Annotated in this window: 15 protein-coding genes; 13 read left to right on the top strand and 2 right to left on the bottom strand. The window is 71.8% G+C overall.

Annotated elements, in window-relative coordinates; translation table 11 throughout:
• Nucleotides 1-24: 24 nt before the first annotated feature.
• From lepA to hemW, 4 genes are all read left to right on the top strand, one after another.
• Nucleotides 25-1,908, top strand: coding sequence for a translation elongation factor 4 (gene lepA / locus ACH4SI_RS26485; protein WP_398299739.1), 1,884 nt, complete (start codon nucleotides 25-27; stop codon nucleotides 1,906-1,908).
• A 196-nt stretch (nucleotides 1,909-2,104) separates the two neighbouring features.
• Nucleotides 2,105-3,994, top strand: coding sequence for an AMP-dependent synthetase/ligase (locus ACH4SI_RS26480; RefSeq protein WP_398299737.1), 1,890 nt, complete (start codon nucleotides 2,105-2,107; stop codon nucleotides 3,992-3,994).
• Between the two features lie 116 nt (nucleotides 3,995-4,110).
• Nucleotides 4,111-6,075: a SpoIIE family protein phosphatase gene (locus ACH4SI_RS26475; RefSeq protein WP_398299735.1), complete on the top strand. Its 1,965-nt coding sequence runs from the start codon at nucleotides 4,111-4,113 to the stop codon at nucleotides 6,073-6,075.
• A 157-nt stretch (nucleotides 6,076-6,232) separates the two neighbouring features.
• Nucleotides 6,233-7,465, top strand: a complete 1,233-nt coding sequence (gene hemW / locus ACH4SI_RS26470; RefSeq protein WP_398299733.1) for a radical SAM family heme chaperone HemW — start codon at nucleotides 6,233-6,235, stop codon at nucleotides 7,463-7,465.
• A gap of 134 nt (nucleotides 7,466-7,599) precedes the next feature.
• Here hemW and ACH4SI_RS26465 read toward each other — a convergent pair whose 3' ends face one another.
• Entirely contained in the window at nucleotides 7,600-8,424 is an 825-nt protein-coding gene (locus tag ACH4SI_RS26465; RefSeq protein ID WP_398299731.1) for a DUF3097 domain-containing protein, read from the bottom strand.
• 40 nt (nucleotides 8,425-8,464) lie between these two features.
• Nucleotides 8,465-9,187 carry an MBL fold metallo-hydrolase gene (locus ACH4SI_RS26460; protein WP_398299729.1) on the bottom strand — a complete coding sequence of 241 codons (723 nt, stop codon included), beginning with the start codon at nucleotides 9,185-9,187 and terminating at the stop codon, nucleotides 8,465-8,467.
• Nucleotides 9,188-9,363: 176 nt separating this feature from the next.
• Between ACH4SI_RS26460 and hrcA the strand changes: the two genes are divergently transcribed.
• From hrcA to ACH4SI_RS26415, 9 genes are all read left to right on the top strand, one after another.
• Nucleotides 9,364-10,380: a heat-inducible transcriptional repressor HrcA gene (gene hrcA / locus ACH4SI_RS26455; RefSeq protein ID WP_398300240.1), complete on the top strand. Its 1,017-nt coding sequence runs from the start codon at nucleotides 9,364-9,366 to the stop codon at nucleotides 10,378-10,380.
• Nucleotides 10,381-11,514: a molecular chaperone DnaJ gene (gene dnaJ, locus ACH4SI_RS26450; RefSeq protein WP_123106629.1), complete on the top strand. Its 1,134-nt coding sequence runs from the start codon at nucleotides 10,381-10,383 to the stop codon at nucleotides 11,512-11,514.
• 74 nt (nucleotides 11,515-11,588) lie between these two features.
• Nucleotides 11,589-12,677 carry a nitronate monooxygenase gene (locus ACH4SI_RS26445; protein WP_398299726.1) on the top strand — a complete coding sequence of 363 codons (1,089 nt, stop codon included), beginning with the start codon at nucleotides 11,589-11,591 and terminating at the stop codon, nucleotides 12,675-12,677.
• A complete protein-coding gene (locus ACH4SI_RS26440; protein WP_398299724.1) occupies nucleotides 12,674-13,417 on the top strand; it encodes a 16S rRNA (uracil(1498)-N(3))-methyltransferase in 744 nt (247 codons plus the stop codon). Before ACH4SI_RS26445 ends, ACH4SI_RS26440 begins: the two co-directional genes overlap by 4 nt.
• A gap of 63 nt (nucleotides 13,418-13,480) precedes the next feature.
• Complete coding sequence (locus tag ACH4SI_RS26435) at nucleotides 13,481-14,014, top strand: hypothetical protein (RefSeq protein ID WP_398299722.1); 534 nt, start codon at nucleotides 13,481-13,483, stop codon at nucleotides 14,012-14,014.
• 21 nt (nucleotides 14,015-14,035) lie between these two features.
• Nucleotides 14,036-15,346 (top strand): ATP-binding protein, encoded by a 1,311-nt coding sequence (locus ACH4SI_RS26430; RefSeq protein WP_398299720.1) that lies wholly within the window; start codon nucleotides 14,036-14,038, stop codon nucleotides 15,344-15,346.
• Between the two features lie 61 nt (nucleotides 15,347-15,407).
• On the top strand, nucleotides 15,408-16,487 hold the full coding sequence (locus ACH4SI_RS26425; RefSeq protein WP_398299718.1) for a tetratricopeptide repeat protein: 1,080 nt from the start codon (nucleotides 15,408-15,410) through the stop codon (nucleotides 16,485-16,487).
• Nucleotides 16,488-16,544: 57 nt separating this feature from the next.
• The gene (locus ACH4SI_RS26420) at nucleotides 16,545-16,904 is read left to right on the top strand and encodes a histidine triad nucleotide-binding protein (protein ID WP_398300238.1); all 360 of its coding nucleotides are present in this window, start codon (nucleotides 16,545-16,547) and stop codon (nucleotides 16,902-16,904) included.
• Nucleotides 16,905-16,909: 5 nt separating this feature from the next.
• Nucleotides 16,910-17,827: a ribonuclease Z gene (locus ACH4SI_RS26415; protein ID WP_398299716.1), complete on the top strand. Its 918-nt coding sequence runs from the start codon at nucleotides 16,910-16,912 to the stop codon at nucleotides 17,825-17,827.
• The last annotated feature ends 15 nt before the right edge of the window (nucleotides 17,828-17,842 follow it).

The following is a 17,842-nucleotide window of genomic DNA, read 5'->3' as shown; positions in this document are numbered from 1 at the left end:
TCCCGCCTAGACACAGGACCCTGCGTGCCCGCGACCCCTACCAATGTCCCGGAGCCGAGCCGTACCGACCCGGCTCTGATCCGTAACTTCTGCATCATCGCGCACATCGACCACGGCAAGTCGACGCTTGCCGACCGCATGCTTCAGCTGACCGGTGTGGTCGACCAGCGACAAATGCGCGCGCAGTACCTCGACCGCATGGACATCGAGCGCGAGCGCGGCATCACGATCAAGTCCCAGGCGGTCCGGCTGCCCTGGGCGCTGACCGAGGAGCAGGGGAACCCGCAGCCGGTCACCCATGTCCTCAACATGATCGACACCCCTGGCCACGTGGACTTCACCTATGAGGTCTCGCGTTCGCTGGCGGCCTGTGAGGGCTGCATCCTGCTGGTCGACGCGGCCCAGGGCATCGAGGCCCAGACCCTCGCCAACCTCTATCTGGCGATGGAGCACGAGCTCACGATCATCCCGGTCCTCAACAAGATCGATCTCCCGGCCGCCCAGCCCGAGAAGTACGCCGCCGAGCTGGCCCACCTCATCGGCTGTGACGTCTCCGATGTACTGAAGGTCTCCGCCAAGACCGGCGAGGGCGTCGACGAGCTGCTGGACACCGTGGTCCGGCTGGTCCCGCCGCCGGTGGGCGTCAAGGACTCGCCCGCCCGCGCGATGATCTTCGACTCCGTCTACGACGCGTACCGGGGCGTCGTCACGTACGTGAAGGTCGTGGACGGCACGCTCAACAAGCGTGAGCGCATCAAGATGATGTCCACCGGCGCCGCCCACGAGCTGCTGGAGATCGGCACCAACTCACCCGAGATGACCGCCTCCGACGGGCTGTCCGTCGGTGAGGTGGGCTATCTGATCACCGGTGTGAAGGACGTCCGCCAGTCCAAGGTCGGCGACACGATCACCCAGTTCACCAAGGGTGCCGAGAAGCCGCTGGGCGGCTACAAGGACCCCAAGCCGATGGTGTTCTCGGGCCTGTATCCGCTCGACGGCTCGGACTACCCGGTGCTCCGCGAGGCCCTGGACAAGCTCCAGCTCAACGACGCCGCCCTGGTCTACGAGCCGGAGACCTCCGCCGCCCTCGGTTTCGGCTTCCGCGTCGGCTTCCTCGGGCTGCTGCACCTGGAGGTCATCCGTGAGCGCCTGGAGCGCGAGTTCAATCTCGACCTGATCGCCACCGCGCCCAACGTGGTCTACCGGGTGGACATGGAGGACGGCGCCGTGCACACGGTGACCAACCCCAGCGAGTTCCCCGCGGGCAAGGTCGACAAGGTGCACGAGCCGGTCGTACGGGCCACGATCCTCGCCCCCAGCGAGTTCATCGGCGCGATCATGGAGCTGTGCCAGAACCGCCGCGGCGTGCTGCTCGGCATGGACTACCTCTCCGAGGACCGCGTCGAGATCCGCTACACGCTCCCGCTCGCCGAGGTCGTCTTCGACTTCTTCGACCAGCTGAAGTCCAAGACCCGCGGCTATGCCTCGCTCGACTACGAGCCCACCGGCGAGCAGGCGTCCGACCTGGTCAAGGTCGACATCCTGCTGCACGGCGACAAGGTCGACGCGTTCTCCGCGATCACTCACAAGGACAAGGCCTACGCGTACGGCGTCCGGCTGGTCGCCAAGCTGCGCGAGCTGATCCCGCGGCAGAGCTTCGAGGTGCCGATTCAGGCCGCCATCGGCTCCCGGGTCATCGCCCGGGAGACCGTCCGGGCCATCCGCAAGGACGTCCTCGCCAAGTGCTACGGCGGTGACATCTCCCGTAAGCGGAAGCTGCTGGAGAAGCAGAAGGAAGGCAAGAAGCGGATGAAGATGGTCGGCAGCGTGGAGGTGCCGCAGGAGGCCTTCATCGCGGTTCTGTCCTCCGACGACAGCGGCGGCGGAGACAGCAAGGGGAAGAAGTAGACGGAGTCGGCGGGCCCGGTGCGCAGGAAGCACCGGGCCCCTCGTCTTTGCCGCGCACCTCTCTTTTGAACGCACCCCTCATTTGAAGTACGTGGCCCGGAACCCCTTACGCAGTACGGTTTCGGCCTTTACGCTGATCGCCACGCGAAGGTTACTCGCGAGTCACCAAGCACTGAGGCGGGCCCCGGAGGATGCCGTGACCGACACCCAGAATCTGCTCGAGAACCGGCCGCCGTCCCTGGCGACGCACTTCCTCCAGCGCGTCGAGGCCACACCGGACAAGGAGGCGTACCGCTATCCCGTGCCGCCCGCCTCCGGCCGGGGGCCCGACGAGTGGCGGCCGTTGACCTGGCGCGAAAGCGCGGATCGCGTCTTCGCCATCGCCGCCGGGCTGATCGTCCTCGGCATCCGCCCCGAGGAGCGGGTGGCGCTCGCCGCCTCGACCCGCGTCGAATGGATCCTCGGCGATCTCGGCGTGCTGTGCGCGGGCGCGGCGACCACTACGGTCTACCCGAGCACCAACGCCGAGGAGACCGCCTTCATCCTCGCCGACTCCGGCAGCCGGGTCCTGATCGCCGAGGACGGCGCCCAGCTGGCCAAGGTCCGCGAGAAGCGCGACGAGCTGCCCGACCTCGCCCACGTGGTGGTGATCGAGGCCGGGGACGCGACGCCCGCCGGGGACGACCCGGAAGACTGGGTGCTCTCCCTCGCCGAGCTGGAGAAGCGCGGTGCGGCGCACCTGGACGAGCACCCCGACGCCGTACGGGAGCGTACGGACGCGCTCCGCGCCGACCAGCTGGCCACGCTCATCTACACCTCCGGTACCACCGGCCGCCCCAAGGGCGTACGGCTGGCGCATGACTCCTGGTCCTACATGGCCATCGCCATCGGCACCCAGGAGGGGCTGCTCTACCCCGACGACATGCAGTACCTGTGGCTGCCCCTCGCGCATGTCTTCGGCAAGGTGCTGACGGCGGGGCAGATCTACGTCGGACACACGACCGCGGTGGACGGCCGGGTCGACAAGATCATCGAAAATCTTCCGGTGGTCCGGCCCACCTATATGTGCGGTGTGCCGCGGATCTTCGAGAAGGTCTACAACGGGGTGGCGCAGAAGGCCCGCGAGGGCGGCGCCGCCAAGTACAAGATCTTCCAGTGGGCGGCCGGGATCGCCCGCGACTACGCCAAGACCTCCCAGGACAACTTCCGCCGCACCGGCACCCCGTCCGTCCCATTCGGTCTCAAGGTCCAGCACGCCGCCGCCGACAAGCTCGTCTACGGCAAGCTGCGCGAGGCGTTCGGCGGGCGGCTGCGCGCCGCCGTGTCCGGTTCGGCCGCGCTGGCCCCCGAGATCGGCTACTTCTTCGCGGGCGCCGGCATCAACATCCTGGAGGGGTACGGGCTCACCGAGTCCAGCGCCGCCAGCTTCCTCAACCCGCCGGACTACCGCACCGGCACGGTCGGCAAGGCGTTCCCGGGCCTGGAGGTGCGGTTCGCCGACGACGGCGAGGTGCTGCTTCGCGGCCCCGGCATCATGCAGGGCTACCACGGGCTGTCCGAGCTGACCTCGCAGGTGCTGGAGTCCGACGGCTGGTTCCACACCGGCGACATCGGGGAGCTGTCGCCCGACGGCTATCTGCGGATCACCGACCGCAAGAAGGACCTGATCAAGACCTCGGGCGGGAAGTACGTCGCCCCGGCGGAGGTCGAGGGCCAGTTCAAGGCGGTGTGCCCGTTCGTCTCCAACATCCTGGTGCACGGCTCCGACCGCAACTACTGCACCGCGCTGATCGCCCTCGACGAACCGACCATCATGGGCTGGGCGCAGGAGCACGGCCTGGCGGGGAAGTCCTACGCCGAGGTCGTGGACACCGAGGCGGTGCGGGAGTTGATCGACGGCTATGTGCGGCGGCTCAACGAGGGGCTGCAACGCTGGCAGACGATCAAGAAGTTCCGGCTGCTGCCGCGTGATCTGGACATCGAGCACGGCGAGCTGACGCCGAGTCTGAAGATGAAGCGTCCGGTGGTGGAACGCGAGTACAAGGACCTGATCGAGGACATGTACGCCGGCACGCGCGAGGCCTGACGTCGGGCCGGGGTTCTTTACCGGAACAGGCCCGGCGTACGCACGATTTTTCCCCTCAACACAGTTAACTTGCGTGACTCGGTGCATATAAGTGCGGTCCGTCTGTCACTCTGTCCATGCCGGATACGGCGCATATGACGGAGCTTCTCAGGAGCCGCACAGTGGGGACGTCATCTTCCACCCCGTCTGCATCCGCAGGCGGGGTGGCTCTGCCGGTCGGGGGAATCGGTCCTGTCCGTACCAGTGCCTCGGCCCGCGCGAGCCTGCCCGGCAGCCCGCTCGCGGCCGCCGCGGCACGCCGGTTCGTGCGTGCCGCGCTCGCCGAGTGGGTCGCGCTCGACGTACCGGCCGCCGACCGGATCACCGACCGGGTCGCGGACGAGGCCGTTCTGCTGGTGAGCGAGCTGGTCACCAACGCCGTCGTGCACGCGGGCACCGCGGTCGAGGTGTGCTGCGCGCTCGATGTGTCCAGCCACGAGGGCGAACCGCCCTCCCTCGTCGTGGAGGTGACCGACCACCACCCCAGCCGGGTGCTGCGCGGCGATCCGCCGCCCGACGCCGAGGGCGCGGAGTGCGCCGGCGGCCACGGGCTGCGGCTCGTCGCCGAGATCGCCGAGGCGTGGGGGACGACGTACCGGCGGGCCAGCAAGACGGTGTGGTTCCAGGTGTCGGTCGCGGCCGCCGCCGAACCGGCGGTGCCCGAGGAGCCCGCGGCCGGGGGCCTCGCGCCCCAGTGGGCCTCGCGCGGCACCGAGATCGTCGCCCCCGCGCCGCGCCGGGCGCCCGCCCGCCGCGCCGATCCGGAATGGACCCGGCACGGCGCGCTGTCCTTCCTCGCCGAGGCGTCCGACCTGCTCGCCGGGCAGTTCGACGAGGAGATGGTCACCTCGCTCGCCGGACAGCTGCTGGTGCCGCGGCTCGCCGACTGGTGCGCGGTCTGGCTCGACACCGGCAGCGGCCCGCCGCGGCTGGCCCGGGTCTGGCACGCCAGCGAGAGCCGCATGGAGGGGCTGCGGCAGGTGCTGGAGAAGGAACCACCCCAACTGCCCGCCACCGCGCGCGGCGGCGCCGTGGACTGGCCGTGGCCGGCCGACCCCGCGGCGTACGGGCCCGGCGGCGCGGCGCTCGCCTGCCGGCTGATCGCGGGCGGCCGCGCGGTGGGCACGCTGCTGCTCGGGCGGGCCGGGCTCGTCCGCATGCCGGACGAAGTGGTCGGCCTGATCGAGGACTTCACGCGCCGCGTGGCGCTCGCCCTCGCCTCCGCCCGGCGCTACACGCGCCAGGCCACCATCAGCTCGGTGCTCCAGCGCGGCCTGCTGCCGTCCGGGATCGCCCGGATCCCCGGCGTCGAGTCGGCCGTCGTGTACGAGCCGACCGGCGACATCTCGGCCGGAGGCGACTTCTACGACGTCTTCCCGGCCGGCGACGGGCGCTGGTGCTTCGTGCTGGGCGACGTCTGCGGAAACGGTCCTGAGGCGGCCGTGGTGACCGGCCTGGTGCGGCCCTGGCTGCGGCTGCTGGGCCGCGAGGGCTACGACGTGGGGCAGGTCCTCGACCGCCTCAACCAGCTGCTGGGCGAGGAGGCCGTCGGAGAGGCGGTCGAGGCGGCGGGCGGCGCCGACCCGGGCGGCGCGGGCCTGCCGCCGGGCGGCGGCCCGGCGCGGTTCCTCTCGCTCCTCTACGGGGAGCTGGTGCCGCTGGGGCAGGGCGGCGAAGGCGGGGTGCGGTGCACGCTGGCGAGCGCGGGTCATCCGCTGCCGCTGCTCCTCCAGCCCGATGGAACGGTACGAACGGTCGCCGTGCCGCAGATACTCCTCGGCGTGGTGGAGGACGCCGCGTACGAGAGTGAAACGTTCGATCTGGCGCCCGGCGAGACGCTCCTGTGCGTGACGGACGGAGTGACGGAGCACCGCTCCGGCAGCCGCCAGTTCGACGACGAGGACGGCCTGGCGGCGGTGCTCGCGGACTGCGCGGGGCTGAGCGCGCGGGAGGTCGCGGAGCGGGTACGACGGGCGGTGGACGAGTTCGCGGTGGAGCCGCCCGACGACGACCTGGCGATGCTGGTCCTGAGAGCCCTCTAGGGACGCTTGGCCGATCAGCCGCCCCTGGCGCGTGTACGCCGCCCGACGGCCGGACGCCCACGGGTGTGGAGCGGCCGCGTGGCGCGCGGGCGGAGCGGCGCGGGGCGGTCGCGGGGGCCGGTAGGGGAGGGGTGCGGCATGGCGGACAATGGGGCGTATGCCTTCCGTACTGCCCGACGGCGACCCCATGCCCCAGGACGGCGCGCTGCCCCTCGGCGCGCTCGCCGGGGCGGCCGGGCGGCCGCTGGGGTTCTATCTGCACGTGCCCTACTGCGCCACCCGCTGCGGGTACTGCGACTTCAACACGTACACCGCCGCCGAGCTGCGCGGTTCCGGAGGGGTGCTCGCCTCCCGGGACAACTACGCCGACCAGGTCGCGGAGGAGGTGCGGCTCGCGCGGAAGGTGCTGGGGGACGATCCGCGGCCGGTCGAGACCGTGTTCGTCGGCGGCGGCACGCCGACCCTGCTGGCGGCCGGGGACCTCGGGCGGATGCTCGCGGCCATCCGGGACGAGTTCGGGCTGGCGGAGGGGGCCGAGATCACGACCGAGGCCAATCCGGAGTCGGTCGATCCGCGGTATCTGGAGGCCCTGCGGGAGGCAGGGTTCAACCGGGTGTCGTTCGGGATGCAGAGCGCCCGGCAGCACGTGTTGAAGGTGCTGGATCGCACCCACACCCCCGGGCGGCCCGAGGCGTGCGTCGCGGAGGCGCGGGCCGCCGGGTTCGATCATGTGAACCTGGACCTGATCTACGGAACCCCCGGCGAGAGCGACGACGACTGGCGGGCCTCCCTGGACGCGGCGCTCGGCGCGGGTCCGGACCATGTGTCGGCGTACGCGCTGATCGTCGAGGAGGGCACCCAGCTGGCCCGCCGGATCCGGCGCGGCGAGGTGCCGATGACCGACGACGACGCGCACGCGGACCGGTATCTGATCGCCGAGGAGATGCTGGCGGCGGCGGGCTTCGCCTGGTACGAGGTCTCCAACTGGGCGACCTCGCCCGAGGGCCGGTGCCGCCACAACGAGCTGTACTGGCGCGGCGCCGACTGGTGGGGCGCCGGACCCGGCGCGCACAGCCACGTCGGCGGGGTGCGCTGGTGGAACGTCAAGCACCCCGGGGCGTACGCCCAGGCGATCGGCGAGGGCCGCTCACCGGGCGCCGGGCGGGAGCTGCTGTCCGACGAGGAGCGCCGGGTGGAGCGGATCCTGCTGGAGCTGCGGCTGGCCGAGGGGTGCCCGCTGGAGCTGCTGCGCCCGGCCGGTGCGGCGGCCGCGGCGCGGGCGCTGGAGGACGGTCTGCTGGAGCCGGAGCCCTACGGGCGGGGCCGGGCCGTGCTCACGCTCAGGGGCCGCCTGCTGGCCGACGCGGTGGTGCGGGACGTGGTGGACTGACCAGGCACCCCCGCTGACGCGGGGACTACGATCTGCTGGGCCGTGTGGACGAGCTGATCGACGGAACACCTCCGCAATGGCGGAGCGAACCGGCCGGCCCACCACCGTGCCAACGAATACCAGTGGCTGAGGTTTCAGGGGCCTACGGTGACGTGGTCAATCAATTCCTCCACCCGCCCCAGCAGCTCCGGCCGCAGGTCCTTGTAGGAGTGGACCGCGGACAGGATCCGCTGCCACGCGGCTCCCGTGTTCTCCGGCCAGCCCAGCGCCCGGCAGACGCCTGTCTTCCAGTCCTGGCCGCGCGGCACCGTCGGCCAGGCGGGAATGCCGAGCGAGGACGGCTTCACGGCCTCCCACACGTCGATGAAGGGGTGCCCGACGACCAGGACGTTCTCGTCGGTGATCTGCTCGGCGATACGGGACTCCTTGGATCCGGCGACCAGATGGTCCACCAGGACGCCGAGCCGGGCGTCCGGGCCGGGGGAGAAGTCGCGCACGATGGCGGGCAGATCGTCGACGCCCGCCAGATACTCCACGACGACGCCCTCGATGCGCAGGTCGTCACCCCAGACCCGCTCCACCAGCTCCGCGTCGTGGCGGCCCTCCACGTAGATGCGCCCGGCGCGGGCGACCCGTGCGCGGGCGCCCGGCACGGCGACCGAGCCGGAGGCCGTGCGCTGCGGCGCGCCGGGGGCCGTCGCGCGCGGGCGTACGAGGGTGACGACGCGGCCCTCCAGGAGGAAGCCGCGCGGCTCCATGGGGAAGACGCGGTGTTTGCCGAAGCGGTCCTCCAGAGTGACCGTCGGCCCTTGCGCGGTCTTCTCACAGCGGATCACGGCGCCACAGAACCCCGTGGTGACCTCCTCGACCACCAGGTCCACGTCCGCGGGAACCTCGGGAGCGGGCTGCTGCCGCTTCCAGGGCGGGGTCAGATCCGAGTCGTAGTGTCGGCTGCGCATCCGGATGACGATAGCGCGGCCGATCAACAGGAACGTGCCGTTACGGTGACACGCCGAAGCGCGCGGCCAGTTCGTCGCGTTGGTCACGTACGAAGGCCGCGTCCACGACCGACCCGTGGCCGGGCACGTACCGCGCGTCCTCGCCGCCGAGGGCGATCAGCCGGTCGAGGGCGGCGGGCCAGCGGGCGGGGATCGCGTCGGTCCCGGCCTGGGGCGGGCCCGACTCCTCGACGAGATCGCCGCAGAAGACCACCTCCGGCCGCCCCGGCACCAGAACGGCCAGGTCATGGGCGGTGTGCCCGGGGCCCACATTCGCCAGCAGCACCGACCGCCCGCCCAGGTCGAGGGTGATCTCCCCGGAGACCGCGTGATGCGGCGGTACGAGGTGATCGACGGCCTCGGCGGCGGCACCCGGGGCCACCCCGTGCCGTACCGCGTCCTCGCGCAGCGCGTCCCGGTCGCGGCGCAGCAGGCCGTCCATACCGGTGGCCCCGTACGCCTCGCAGCCCGCGAAGGCGGCCGTGCCCAGGACATGGTCGAAGTGCGGATGGGTGAGCGCGATCCGCGTCGGCCGGCGGCCGGTCAGCCGGGTGATCTCGGCCCGCAGCGCCGCGCCCTCGCGCAGCGTCGAGCCGGTGTCCACCACGAGGACGTCCGTACGGCCGACGATCACGCCGACCGTGCAGTCCCAGTCCGGCAGCCGGCGGCGGGCGACATCGGGCGCGAGCTCTTCCCACCCTGCCTCTTCCCAACACGTCTTCATACCGAGACGCTAGCTCCCATAGCGATAGCGTGACGTGTGGCCGGTGCGCCGGCGGGGGGCGGCTCTTGCCGTGGCCACCGCACCCCGCCGTACACTGGCTGAGGGGTTCTGGCACTCGTGACCATTGAGTGCCAGACGGACGACCTGATGACACGGCTGGACTGGAGGTGCGCGGGGTGCTCAGCGAACGCAGACTCGAAGTTCTGCGTGCCATTGTCCAGGACTATGTGGGCACCGAGGAGCCGGTCGGTTCCAAGGCGCTCACGGAGCGGCACCGGCTGGGAGTCTCCCCGGCCACGGTGCGCAACGACATGGCCGCGCTGGAGGACGAGGGCTTCATCGCCCAGCCGCACACCAGCGCCGGGCGCATCCCCACGGACAAGGGCTACCGGCTTTTCGTGGACAGGCTGGCCGGAGTGAAGCCGCTGTCCGCTCCGGAGCGGCGCGCCATTCAGAACTTCCTGGACAGCGCCGTCGATCTCGACGACGTGGTGGGGCGCACCGTCCGGCTGCTGGCGCAGCTGACCCGGCAGGTCGCGGTGGTGCAGTACCCGTCGCTGACCCGTTCGACGGTGCGGCACGTGGAACTGCTGCCGCTGGCCACTGCCCGGGTGATGCTGGTGCTGATCACCGACACCGGGCGGGTCGAGCAGCGCGTGGTGGACTGCCCGGCTCCGGTCAGTGACGACTCGCTGGCGGATCTGCGGGCCCGGCTCAACAGCCGGGTCGTGGGGCGGCGGTTCGCGGATGTGCCGCAATTGGTGCAGGATCTTCCGGAGTCCTTCGAACAGGAGGACCGGGGGACGGTCTCGACCGTGCTGGCGACATTGCTCGAAACGCTTGTCGAGGAGACCGAAGAGCGGCTGATGATCGGCGGCACCGCGAACCTCACGCGTTTCGTGCATGATTTCCCCCTGACGATCCGGCCCGTGCTGGAGGCACTTGAGGAGCAGGTCGTCCTCCTCAAGCTGCTCGGCGAGGCCAAAGACTCGGGTATGACCGTGCGCATCGGGCATGAGAATGCTCACGAGGGGCTGAATTCCACCTCGGTCGTCGCGGTCGGCTACGGTTCGGGCGACGAAGCCGTCGCCAAACTCGGCGTGGTCGGACCGACCCGCATGGACTACCCCGGAACGATGGGAGCGGTACGCGCAGTGGCACGTTACGTCGGACAGATCCTGGCGGAGTCGTAAGTGGCGACGGACTACTACGCAGTCCTGGGCGTGCAGCGCGATGCCTCGCAGGACGAGATCAAGAAGGCATTCCGCCGGCTCGCACGCGAGCTGCACCCGGACGTGAACCCGGATCCGAAGACCCAGGAGCGGTTCAAGGAGATCAACGCCGCTTACGAGGTCTTGTCGGACCCGCAGAAGAAGCAGGTCTACGACCTGGGCGGGGACCCGTCGGGTTCGGCCGCGGGCGGCGGCGCCGGTGGGTTCGGCGCGGGCTTCGGCAACTTCTCCGACATCATGGACGCCTTCTTCGGCACCGCCTCGCAGCGCGGCCCGCGGTCCCGGACCCGGCGCGGCCAGGACGCCATGATCCGCCTCGACGTGGAGCTGAACGAGGCAGCGTTCGGCACCACCAAGGACATCCAGGTCGACACCGCGGTGGTGTGCACCACCTGCAGCGGTGAGGGCGCGGCGCCGGGCACCTCGGCGCAGACGTGCGACATGTGCCGCGGCCGCGGTGAGGTCTCGCAGGTGACGCGGTCCTTCCTCGGCCAGGTCATGACGTCGCGGCCGTGCCCGCAGTGCCAGGGCTTCGGCACCGTGGTGCCGACCCCGTGCCCGGAGTGCGCGGGCGACGGGCGGATCCGCTCGCGGCGCACGCTGACCGTGAAGATCCCGGCCGGTGTGGACAACGGCACCCGGATCCAGCTCGCGGGCGAGGGCGAGGTCGGCCCGGGCGGCGGCCCGGCGGGCGACCTGTACGTGGAGATCCACGAGGTGCCGCACCCCGTCTTCCAGCGGCGCGGCGACGACATGCACTGCACGGTGACGATCCCGATGACCGCGGCGGCCCTCGGCACCAAGGTGCCGCTGGAGACGCTGGACGGCCTGGAGGAGATCGACATCCGGCCCGGCACCCAGTCCGGCCAGTCGGTCCCGCTGCACCAGCGCGGCGTCACCCATCTGCGCGGCGGCGGCCGTGGCGATCTCATCGTGCACGTCGAGGTGACGACCCCGACCAAGCTCGACCCGGAGCAGGAGGAGCTGCTGCGGCGGCTGTCCAAGCTGCGCGGCGAGGAGCGGCCGACAGGGGAATTCAAGCCCGGGCAGCAGGGGCTGTTCTCGCGCCTGAAGGACGCGTTCAACGGGCGGTAGGCGTCGCGGTGAACACCTTCGGTGGGCGCTGATCCGGTGACGGATCGCCGCGGGGGGCATGGCACGATGTGCCCATGTCCTCCGCGCTGACCGATCTCGCCCGCTACCCGATCGTGCAGGCTCCGATGGCGGGCGGGGCCTCCTGCCCGCAGCTCGCCGCCGCCGTCTGCGAGGCCGGGGGCCTCGGCTTCCTCGCCGCCGGTTACAAGACGCCGGAGGCGATGTACGAGGAGATCAAGCAGCTGCGCGGGCTGACCGGCCGCCCCTTCGGCGTCAACCTGTTCATGCCGCAGGCGCCCGGCGACCCGGCCGCCGTCGCGGTCTACGCCGACCGCATCGCGGGTGAGGCGTCCCGCTACCAGACCACGCTCGGGGACCCGGACGCCGGCGCCGACGACGCGTACGACGCCAAGCTGGCGGTCCTGCTGAACGACCCGGTCCCGGTGGTCTCGTTCACCTTCGGCTGTCCCACCCGCGCCGTGCTGGACGCGTTCGCCCGGGTGGGCACCCGGACCGTCGTCACCGTGACCACGCCGGTGGAGGCGGAGACGGCCCAGTGGGCGGGCGCCGCCGCCGTCTGCGTCCAGGGCGTGGAGGCCGGCGGCCACCAGGGCGGCTTCCGCAACGACCCGGCCGACGACGCGCCCGGTGCCACGCTCGGGTTGCTGTCGCTGGTCGCGCTGGTGCGCGAGACCGTGCAGATCCCGATCATCGCGGCGGGCGGGCTGATGCGCGGCTCGCAGATCGCCGCGGTGCTGGCCGCGGGCGCGGGCGCGGGACAGCTGGGCACCGCGTTCCTGGTCTGCCCCGAGTCGGGGGCGAACGCCCTGCACAAGGCGGCCATGACCGATCCGCTGTTCGGCCGGACCGAGCTGACCCGGGCCTTCTCCGGCCGCCCGGCCCGCGGTCTGGTCAACCGGTTCATCCACGAACACGGCCCGTACGCCCCGGCCGCCTACCCCCAGCTGCACCACCTCACCTCCGGACTGCGCAAGGCGGCGGCCAGGGAGGGCGATCCGCAGGGCATGGCGCTGTGGGCCGGGCAGGGGCACCGGCTGGCGCGCGACCTGCCCGCCGCGCGGCTGGTGGAGACCCTGGCCGCCGAGCTGGGCGCCGCGGGGGCCGCGTACGGGCTCCAGGACCCGCGAGGCGTGGTGTCGTGACCGCCCCGGTGTTCGTGGCCGACTCCCTTGCGGGCGCGGCCACGGGGGCCCGTATCGCGCTCGACGGCCCCGAGGGGCGGCACGCGGTGGCGGTGAAGCGGCTGCGGGTCGGCGAGGCCGTGGTCCTGACGGACGGCGCCGGTACGGGCGTATCGGGCACCGTGGCGGCCGTCGAGGGGAAGGACCGGCTGCTGGTCGAGGTGGACGACGTACGGCATGAGGCGGCGCCGAGCCCGCGGATCACCGTCGTCCAGGCGCTGCCCAAGGGAGACCGCGGCGAGGTGGCCGTGGAGACCATGACCGAGACGGGCGTCGACGCGATCGTGCCGTGGACGGCCGCCCGCTGCATCACCCAATGGAGGGGCGAGCGCGGGCAGAAGGCGCTCGGCAAGTGGCGGTCGACCGCGCGCGAGGCGGGCAAGCAGTCCCGTCGGCTGACCTTCCCCGAGATCGCGGACGCGATGACGACCAAGGAGGTTGCTCGACTTCTCGCCGATGCCGACCTCGCGGCCGTGCTCCACGAGGAGGGCAGCGACCCCCTGGCGACGGCCCAACTGCCCCAGGAGGGCCGCATCGTGCTGGTCGTGGGCCCCGAAGGGGGCATCTCGCCCGAGGAGTTGGCGGCCTTCGCCGAGGCGGGCGGGCGCCCGTACCGGCTGGGCCCGAGCGTCCTGCGCACCTCCACGGCCGGAACGGCCGCCACCGCGCTCCTGCTGGGCCGCACCGGCCGCTGGAGCTGAGAAGCCCCCGGGTGGCCGAGGTTGGTCTTCCGGATCGCCGTGCGTGATGGGAACCTGTCCTCTATGGGGGTATTGAGCCATCATGTACGGCACGGACGGCCGCTGCTGGCGGCCGTGGCCGCGGTGGTCGCGGCCGTCGCGATGACGGGGTGTGAGCCGAGGGACGGCGGGGTCACCGCGATCGCCGTCTCGGTCACCACGGACAAGGTCTCCACCTCCGCCCTGGAGCGGGGCGGCGTCGGGGTGCGCTGGCTGACCTGCAACGCGGATCTGAAGACCCGCCCCACGGCCGGGGCCTCGGCTTCCCGCGCCGGTGACTCGGGCACGACGGACGCCTCCGTGAACTGCCGCGGCAGGACCGAGGACGACAAGGCGATCGGGGTCAGCGGCAACGTCACCTATGTGCGCGAGAACCACTGCGTGCGCGGCGATCTGACCGGCAAGATCGCGGGAGCGAAGGTGTTCCGGGCCACCGTGATCGGCGAGTGCGACGGCGGCGACGACACGGGGAGCCCCACGGCGGAGCGCACCCACCCCTGGGACAAGGCCACCACCACCCACCCCTGGGACCGGAGGACCACCGAACCCGGGAAATAGGGTCCGCATAAGCTGTGGGCCATGCCGGACGAGTCACCGCTGATCCAGAGCCTGCGCGCGGCCGTGGCCGCCGCCCCGGACGACGTACCCCTGCGGCTGCACCTGGCCGGGCTGTTGCTGGAGGGCGGCCACGGGCAGGACGCGATATCCGAGATCGCGGCGGCCCTTCAACGCGATCCCGGGAACGCCGAAGCGCAGGCCCTGATGGTGCGCGCCGTAGCGCCCCCGGCCCCGCCCGCGCCCCCGACGCCGCCCGCCCCCGCCCCCGCGTCCGGAGACGGTTCGTACGACTGGCGGCGGGCCGAGGGTGAGTTGGCGGACGTCGTCCCGCCACGCTTCGTCGAGACCCCTGAAGACCCGGAGACGCCAGAGACCTCAGAGACACCAGAGGCCCCCGAACCGCACAGGCCGTTGGCCGCCGACGGCTCCGACGACCCCGGTGAGACCTCCGCGTGGGAAGTGGAGCGCACCGGTGTGCGCCTGGCCGACATCGGCGGCATGGACGAGGTCAAGCAGCGCCTCGAAGCCGCCTTCCTCGCCCCCATGCGCAACCCCGAGCTGCGCAAGCTCTACGGCAAGAGCCTGCGCGGCGGGCTGCTGATGTACGGGCCGCCCGGCTGCGGCAAGACGTTCATCGCGCGCGCCGTGGCCGGGGAGCTGGGCGCCCACTTCATGTCGGTCAGCATCAGCGACGTCCTCGACATGTGGATCGGGAATTCCGAACGCAACATGCGCGAGCTGTTCCAGACGGCCCGCCGCAGCGCCCCCTGCGTGCTCTTCCTGGACGAGCTGGACGCCCTGGGCGCCAAGCGCAGCCAGCTCCGCCACAGCGGACTGCGCACCACCGTCAACCAGCTGCTGGCCGAGCTGGACGGGGTCGACTCGGACGCCAACGAGGGGCTGTTCGTGCTCGCCGCCACCAACCACCCCTGGGACGTGGACGGCGCGCTGCGCCGCCCCGGCCGCCTCGACCGCACCCTGCTGGTGCTGCCGCCCGACCAGCCGGCGCGCGAGGAGATCCTCCGCCACCATCTGCGGGACCGCCCGATCGCGGGCGTCGACGTGCGCAAACTGGCCAAACGGACCGACGGCTTCTCCGGCGCGGACCTCAAGTACCTGTGCGAGACGGCGGCCGAGCGGGCGCTGATGGACTCCGTACGGACCGGACAGCCCCGGATGATCGGCCAGGATGATCTGCTGGCCGCGCTGGGCCAGGTGCGGCCCTCGACCCGCCCGTGGTTCGACACCGCGCGCAATGTGGCCCAGTTCGCCAACGAGGGCGGCACGTACGACGATCTGCTGGCGTACCTCAAGCGGAAGCGGATGCTGTGAACCTCGCGCACACAAACGCCGCGTACACAGACGACAGCGGGCACGGAGACGGGGGCCGTACATGAGCGAGACAGGGACCGAGCACCCGCTGACCGCGCAGGGGGCCGCGCTGCTCGAACTCGGACGGTTCGACCAGGCGAAGGAACTGCTGGCCCGCCGCCTGGCCAGTGATCCGGACGACGTCCGGGCCTGGGTGCGGCTGGCCATCTGCCACATCAACACCAAGGACTTCGAGGACGCGCTGCACGCGACCCAGGAGGCGCTGCGCCGCGCCCCGGAGGACTTCTCCGCGCACCGGTTCCGTTCGCTCGCCCTGCGCCGCACGGGCCGCTCGGACGAGTCGGTCGCCGCCGCCCGCGAGGCCATCCGCATCTCGCCGGACCACTGGATGGCGTACACGGCGCTCTCCGAGGCACTGATCATGCCGCCCGACCGCTGGCCCCAGGCGTACGAGGCGGCGGTGACGGCGGTGCGGCTCGGCCCGGAGGAGATCGAGACCCATTACGCCCTGTGGAAGGCGTCCCTGGCCCTCGGGCGGCGCGATGTGTGCGATCAGGCGGTGCGCGAGGTGCTGCGCATCGACCCGTCCAACGCCTGGGCGCTGCAGGAAGTCGCCACCGGCAAGGCGTACTCGAAGGACGCCAAGCTTCCGGAGGTCGCCGAGGGCTACGTCCAGGCGCTGGCCGCCGCCCCGGGCGACCAGCGGATGCGCAAGGGTCTTGAGGACACACTGTTCAGGATGGTGCGCGGCACCCGCTGGCTCGCCCTGCTGTGCCTGCTGATCGCCGTACTGACCGCCAGGGTCTTCCCCACCGGGGACGATGCGACCGCCCTGCCCGCGCCCCTCGGCACGAGGCTCTACGCGCTCGCCCTGATGGCGGTCGTCTGGGCCCTGGGCGCCTGGCGCGCGTACCGCAAGCTGCCACAGGGCGCCAGGCTGGGCGTCCGGTCGCTGGTGCGGCGGGAGTTCTGGGTGAAGGTCTCGTTCTACGAGGCCGTGTGGTCCACGTTGTGCGCGGTGCTGATCGTGACCGTCCCGTGGACGGACCGGCTGGTCCTCCAGGTGCTCACGCACGCGGGCTGGGTGCCACCCTTGATCACCATCTGGTTCGAGCGGGCTGCCCTGAGGGAGGCCCGGTAGCATCCGTGCAAAGCGTTGATGATCCGTAACGTGCCGACGATCCGTGAGGAGCCACCGGTGGCGGGAGAACCGCAGGCCGACTGCCTGTTCTGCAAGATTGTCTCGGGGGAGGTGCCGGCGACCGTCGTCCGCGAGACCGACACCACCGTCGCCTTCCGCGACATCAACCCCCAGGCCCCGACGCATGTCCTGGTGATCCCCAAGGTGCACTACCCGGACGCCGCGTCCCTGGCGGCCGCCGAGCCGCAGATCGCCGCGGACATACTGTGCGAGGCAGCCGCCGTCGCGGCCGACGAGAAGATCGACGGCACCGGCTTCCGGGTGGTGTACAACACCGGCTCGGGCGCCGGGCAGACCGTCTTCCACGCCCACGCCCATGTCCTCGGCGGCCGCGGCCTCAACTGGCCCCCCGGGTAATTCCGTTGTCCGCACGTGAACTGGTCGTCCTCGGCACCGCCAGCCAGGTGCCCACCCGGCACCGCAACCACAACGGCTATCTGCTGCGCTGGGACGGCGAGGGCGTGCTGTTCGACCCCGGCGAGGGGACGCAGCGGCAGATGCTGCGGGCCGGGGTGGCCGCCCATGACATCAACCGGATCTGCGTCACCCACTTCCATGGGGACCACTCGCTGGGGCTGGCCGGGGTCATCCAGCGGATCAACCTCGACCGCGTTCCCCATCCGGTGACCGCGCACTACCCGGCGAGCGGACAGCGCTTCTTCGACCGGCTGCGGTACGCCACCGCCTACCGCGAGACGGTCCAGCTGGCCGAGCAGCCGGTGAGCGGTGACGGCGAGGTGATCGCCCGTACCCCCGCGTACACCCTGGAGGCCGTCCGGCTCTCGCACCCGGTCGAGTCGTACGGCTACCGCCTGATCGAGCCCGACGGCCGCCGGATGCTGCCGGAGCGGCTCGCGGCGCACGGGGTGCGCGGGCCCGAGATCGGCCGGCTCCAGCGGGAGGGCGTGATCGAGCGGGACGGCCGCACGGTCACCCTCGAGGAGGTCAGCGAGGCCCGGCGCGGCCAGCGGTTCGCGTTCATCATGGACACCCGGCTGTGCGAGGGGGCGGAACGGCTGGCCGAGGGCTGCGACCTGCTGGCGATCGAGTCGACGTTCCTGGACGAGGACGAGCCGCTGGCCACCGAGCACGGCCATCTGACGGCCGGGCAGGCGGCCCGGATCGCGGCCGGGGCGGGCGTACGCCACCTGGTGCTGACGCACTTCTCGCAGCGGTACGGCGACCCGGCCGAGTTCGAGCGCCAGGCGCGGGCGGCGGGCTTCGACGGGGAGCTGACCGTCGCCCAGGACCTGATGAGCGTGGCCGTGCCGAAGCGCTAGGCCCCCTGTCCGGCG

This window comes from Streptomyces sp. NPDC021212 (genome assembly GCF_044332925.1).
Lineage (GTDB): Bacteria > Actinomycetota > Actinomycetes > Streptomycetales > Streptomycetaceae > Streptomyces.
Note: the sequence above shows the minus strand (reverse complement) of the source record. Positions and strands in the feature narration are given on the sequence as shown.

Excerpts from the sequence above, each read along its gene's own strand:
- ACH4SI_RS26430 (WP_398299720.1), top strand. The coding sequence starts at position 14,036 with ATGCCGGACGAGTCACCGCTGATCCAGAGCCTGCGCGCGGCCGTGGCC.
- ACH4SI_RS26445 (WP_398299726.1), top strand. The coding sequence starts at position 11,589 with ATGTCCTCCGCGCTGACCGATCTCGCCCGCTACCCGATCGTGCAGGCT.
- ACH4SI_RS26465 (WP_398299731.1), bottom strand. The coding sequence starts at position 8,424 with ATGCGCAGCCGACACTACGACTCGGATCTGACCCCGCCCTGGAAGCGG.
- ACH4SI_RS26425 (WP_398299718.1), top strand. The coding sequence starts at position 15,408 with ATGAGCGAGACAGGGACCGAGCACCCGCTGACCGCGCAGGGGGCCGCG.
- ACH4SI_RS26475 (WP_398299735.1), top strand. The coding sequence starts at position 4,111 with ATGCCGGATACGGCGCATATGACGGAGCTTCTCAGGAGCCGCACAGTG.
- ACH4SI_RS26460 (WP_398299729.1), bottom strand. The coding sequence starts at position 9,187 with ATGAAGACGTGTTGGGAAGAGGCAGGGTGGGAAGAGCTCGCGCCCGAT.
- hemW (WP_398299733.1), top strand. The coding sequence starts at position 6,233 with ATGCCTTCCGTACTGCCCGACGGCGACCCCATGCCCCAGGACGGCGCG.
- ACH4SI_RS26435 (WP_398299722.1), top strand. The coding sequence starts at position 13,481 with ATGGGGGTATTGAGCCATCATGTACGGCACGGACGGCCGCTGCTGGCG.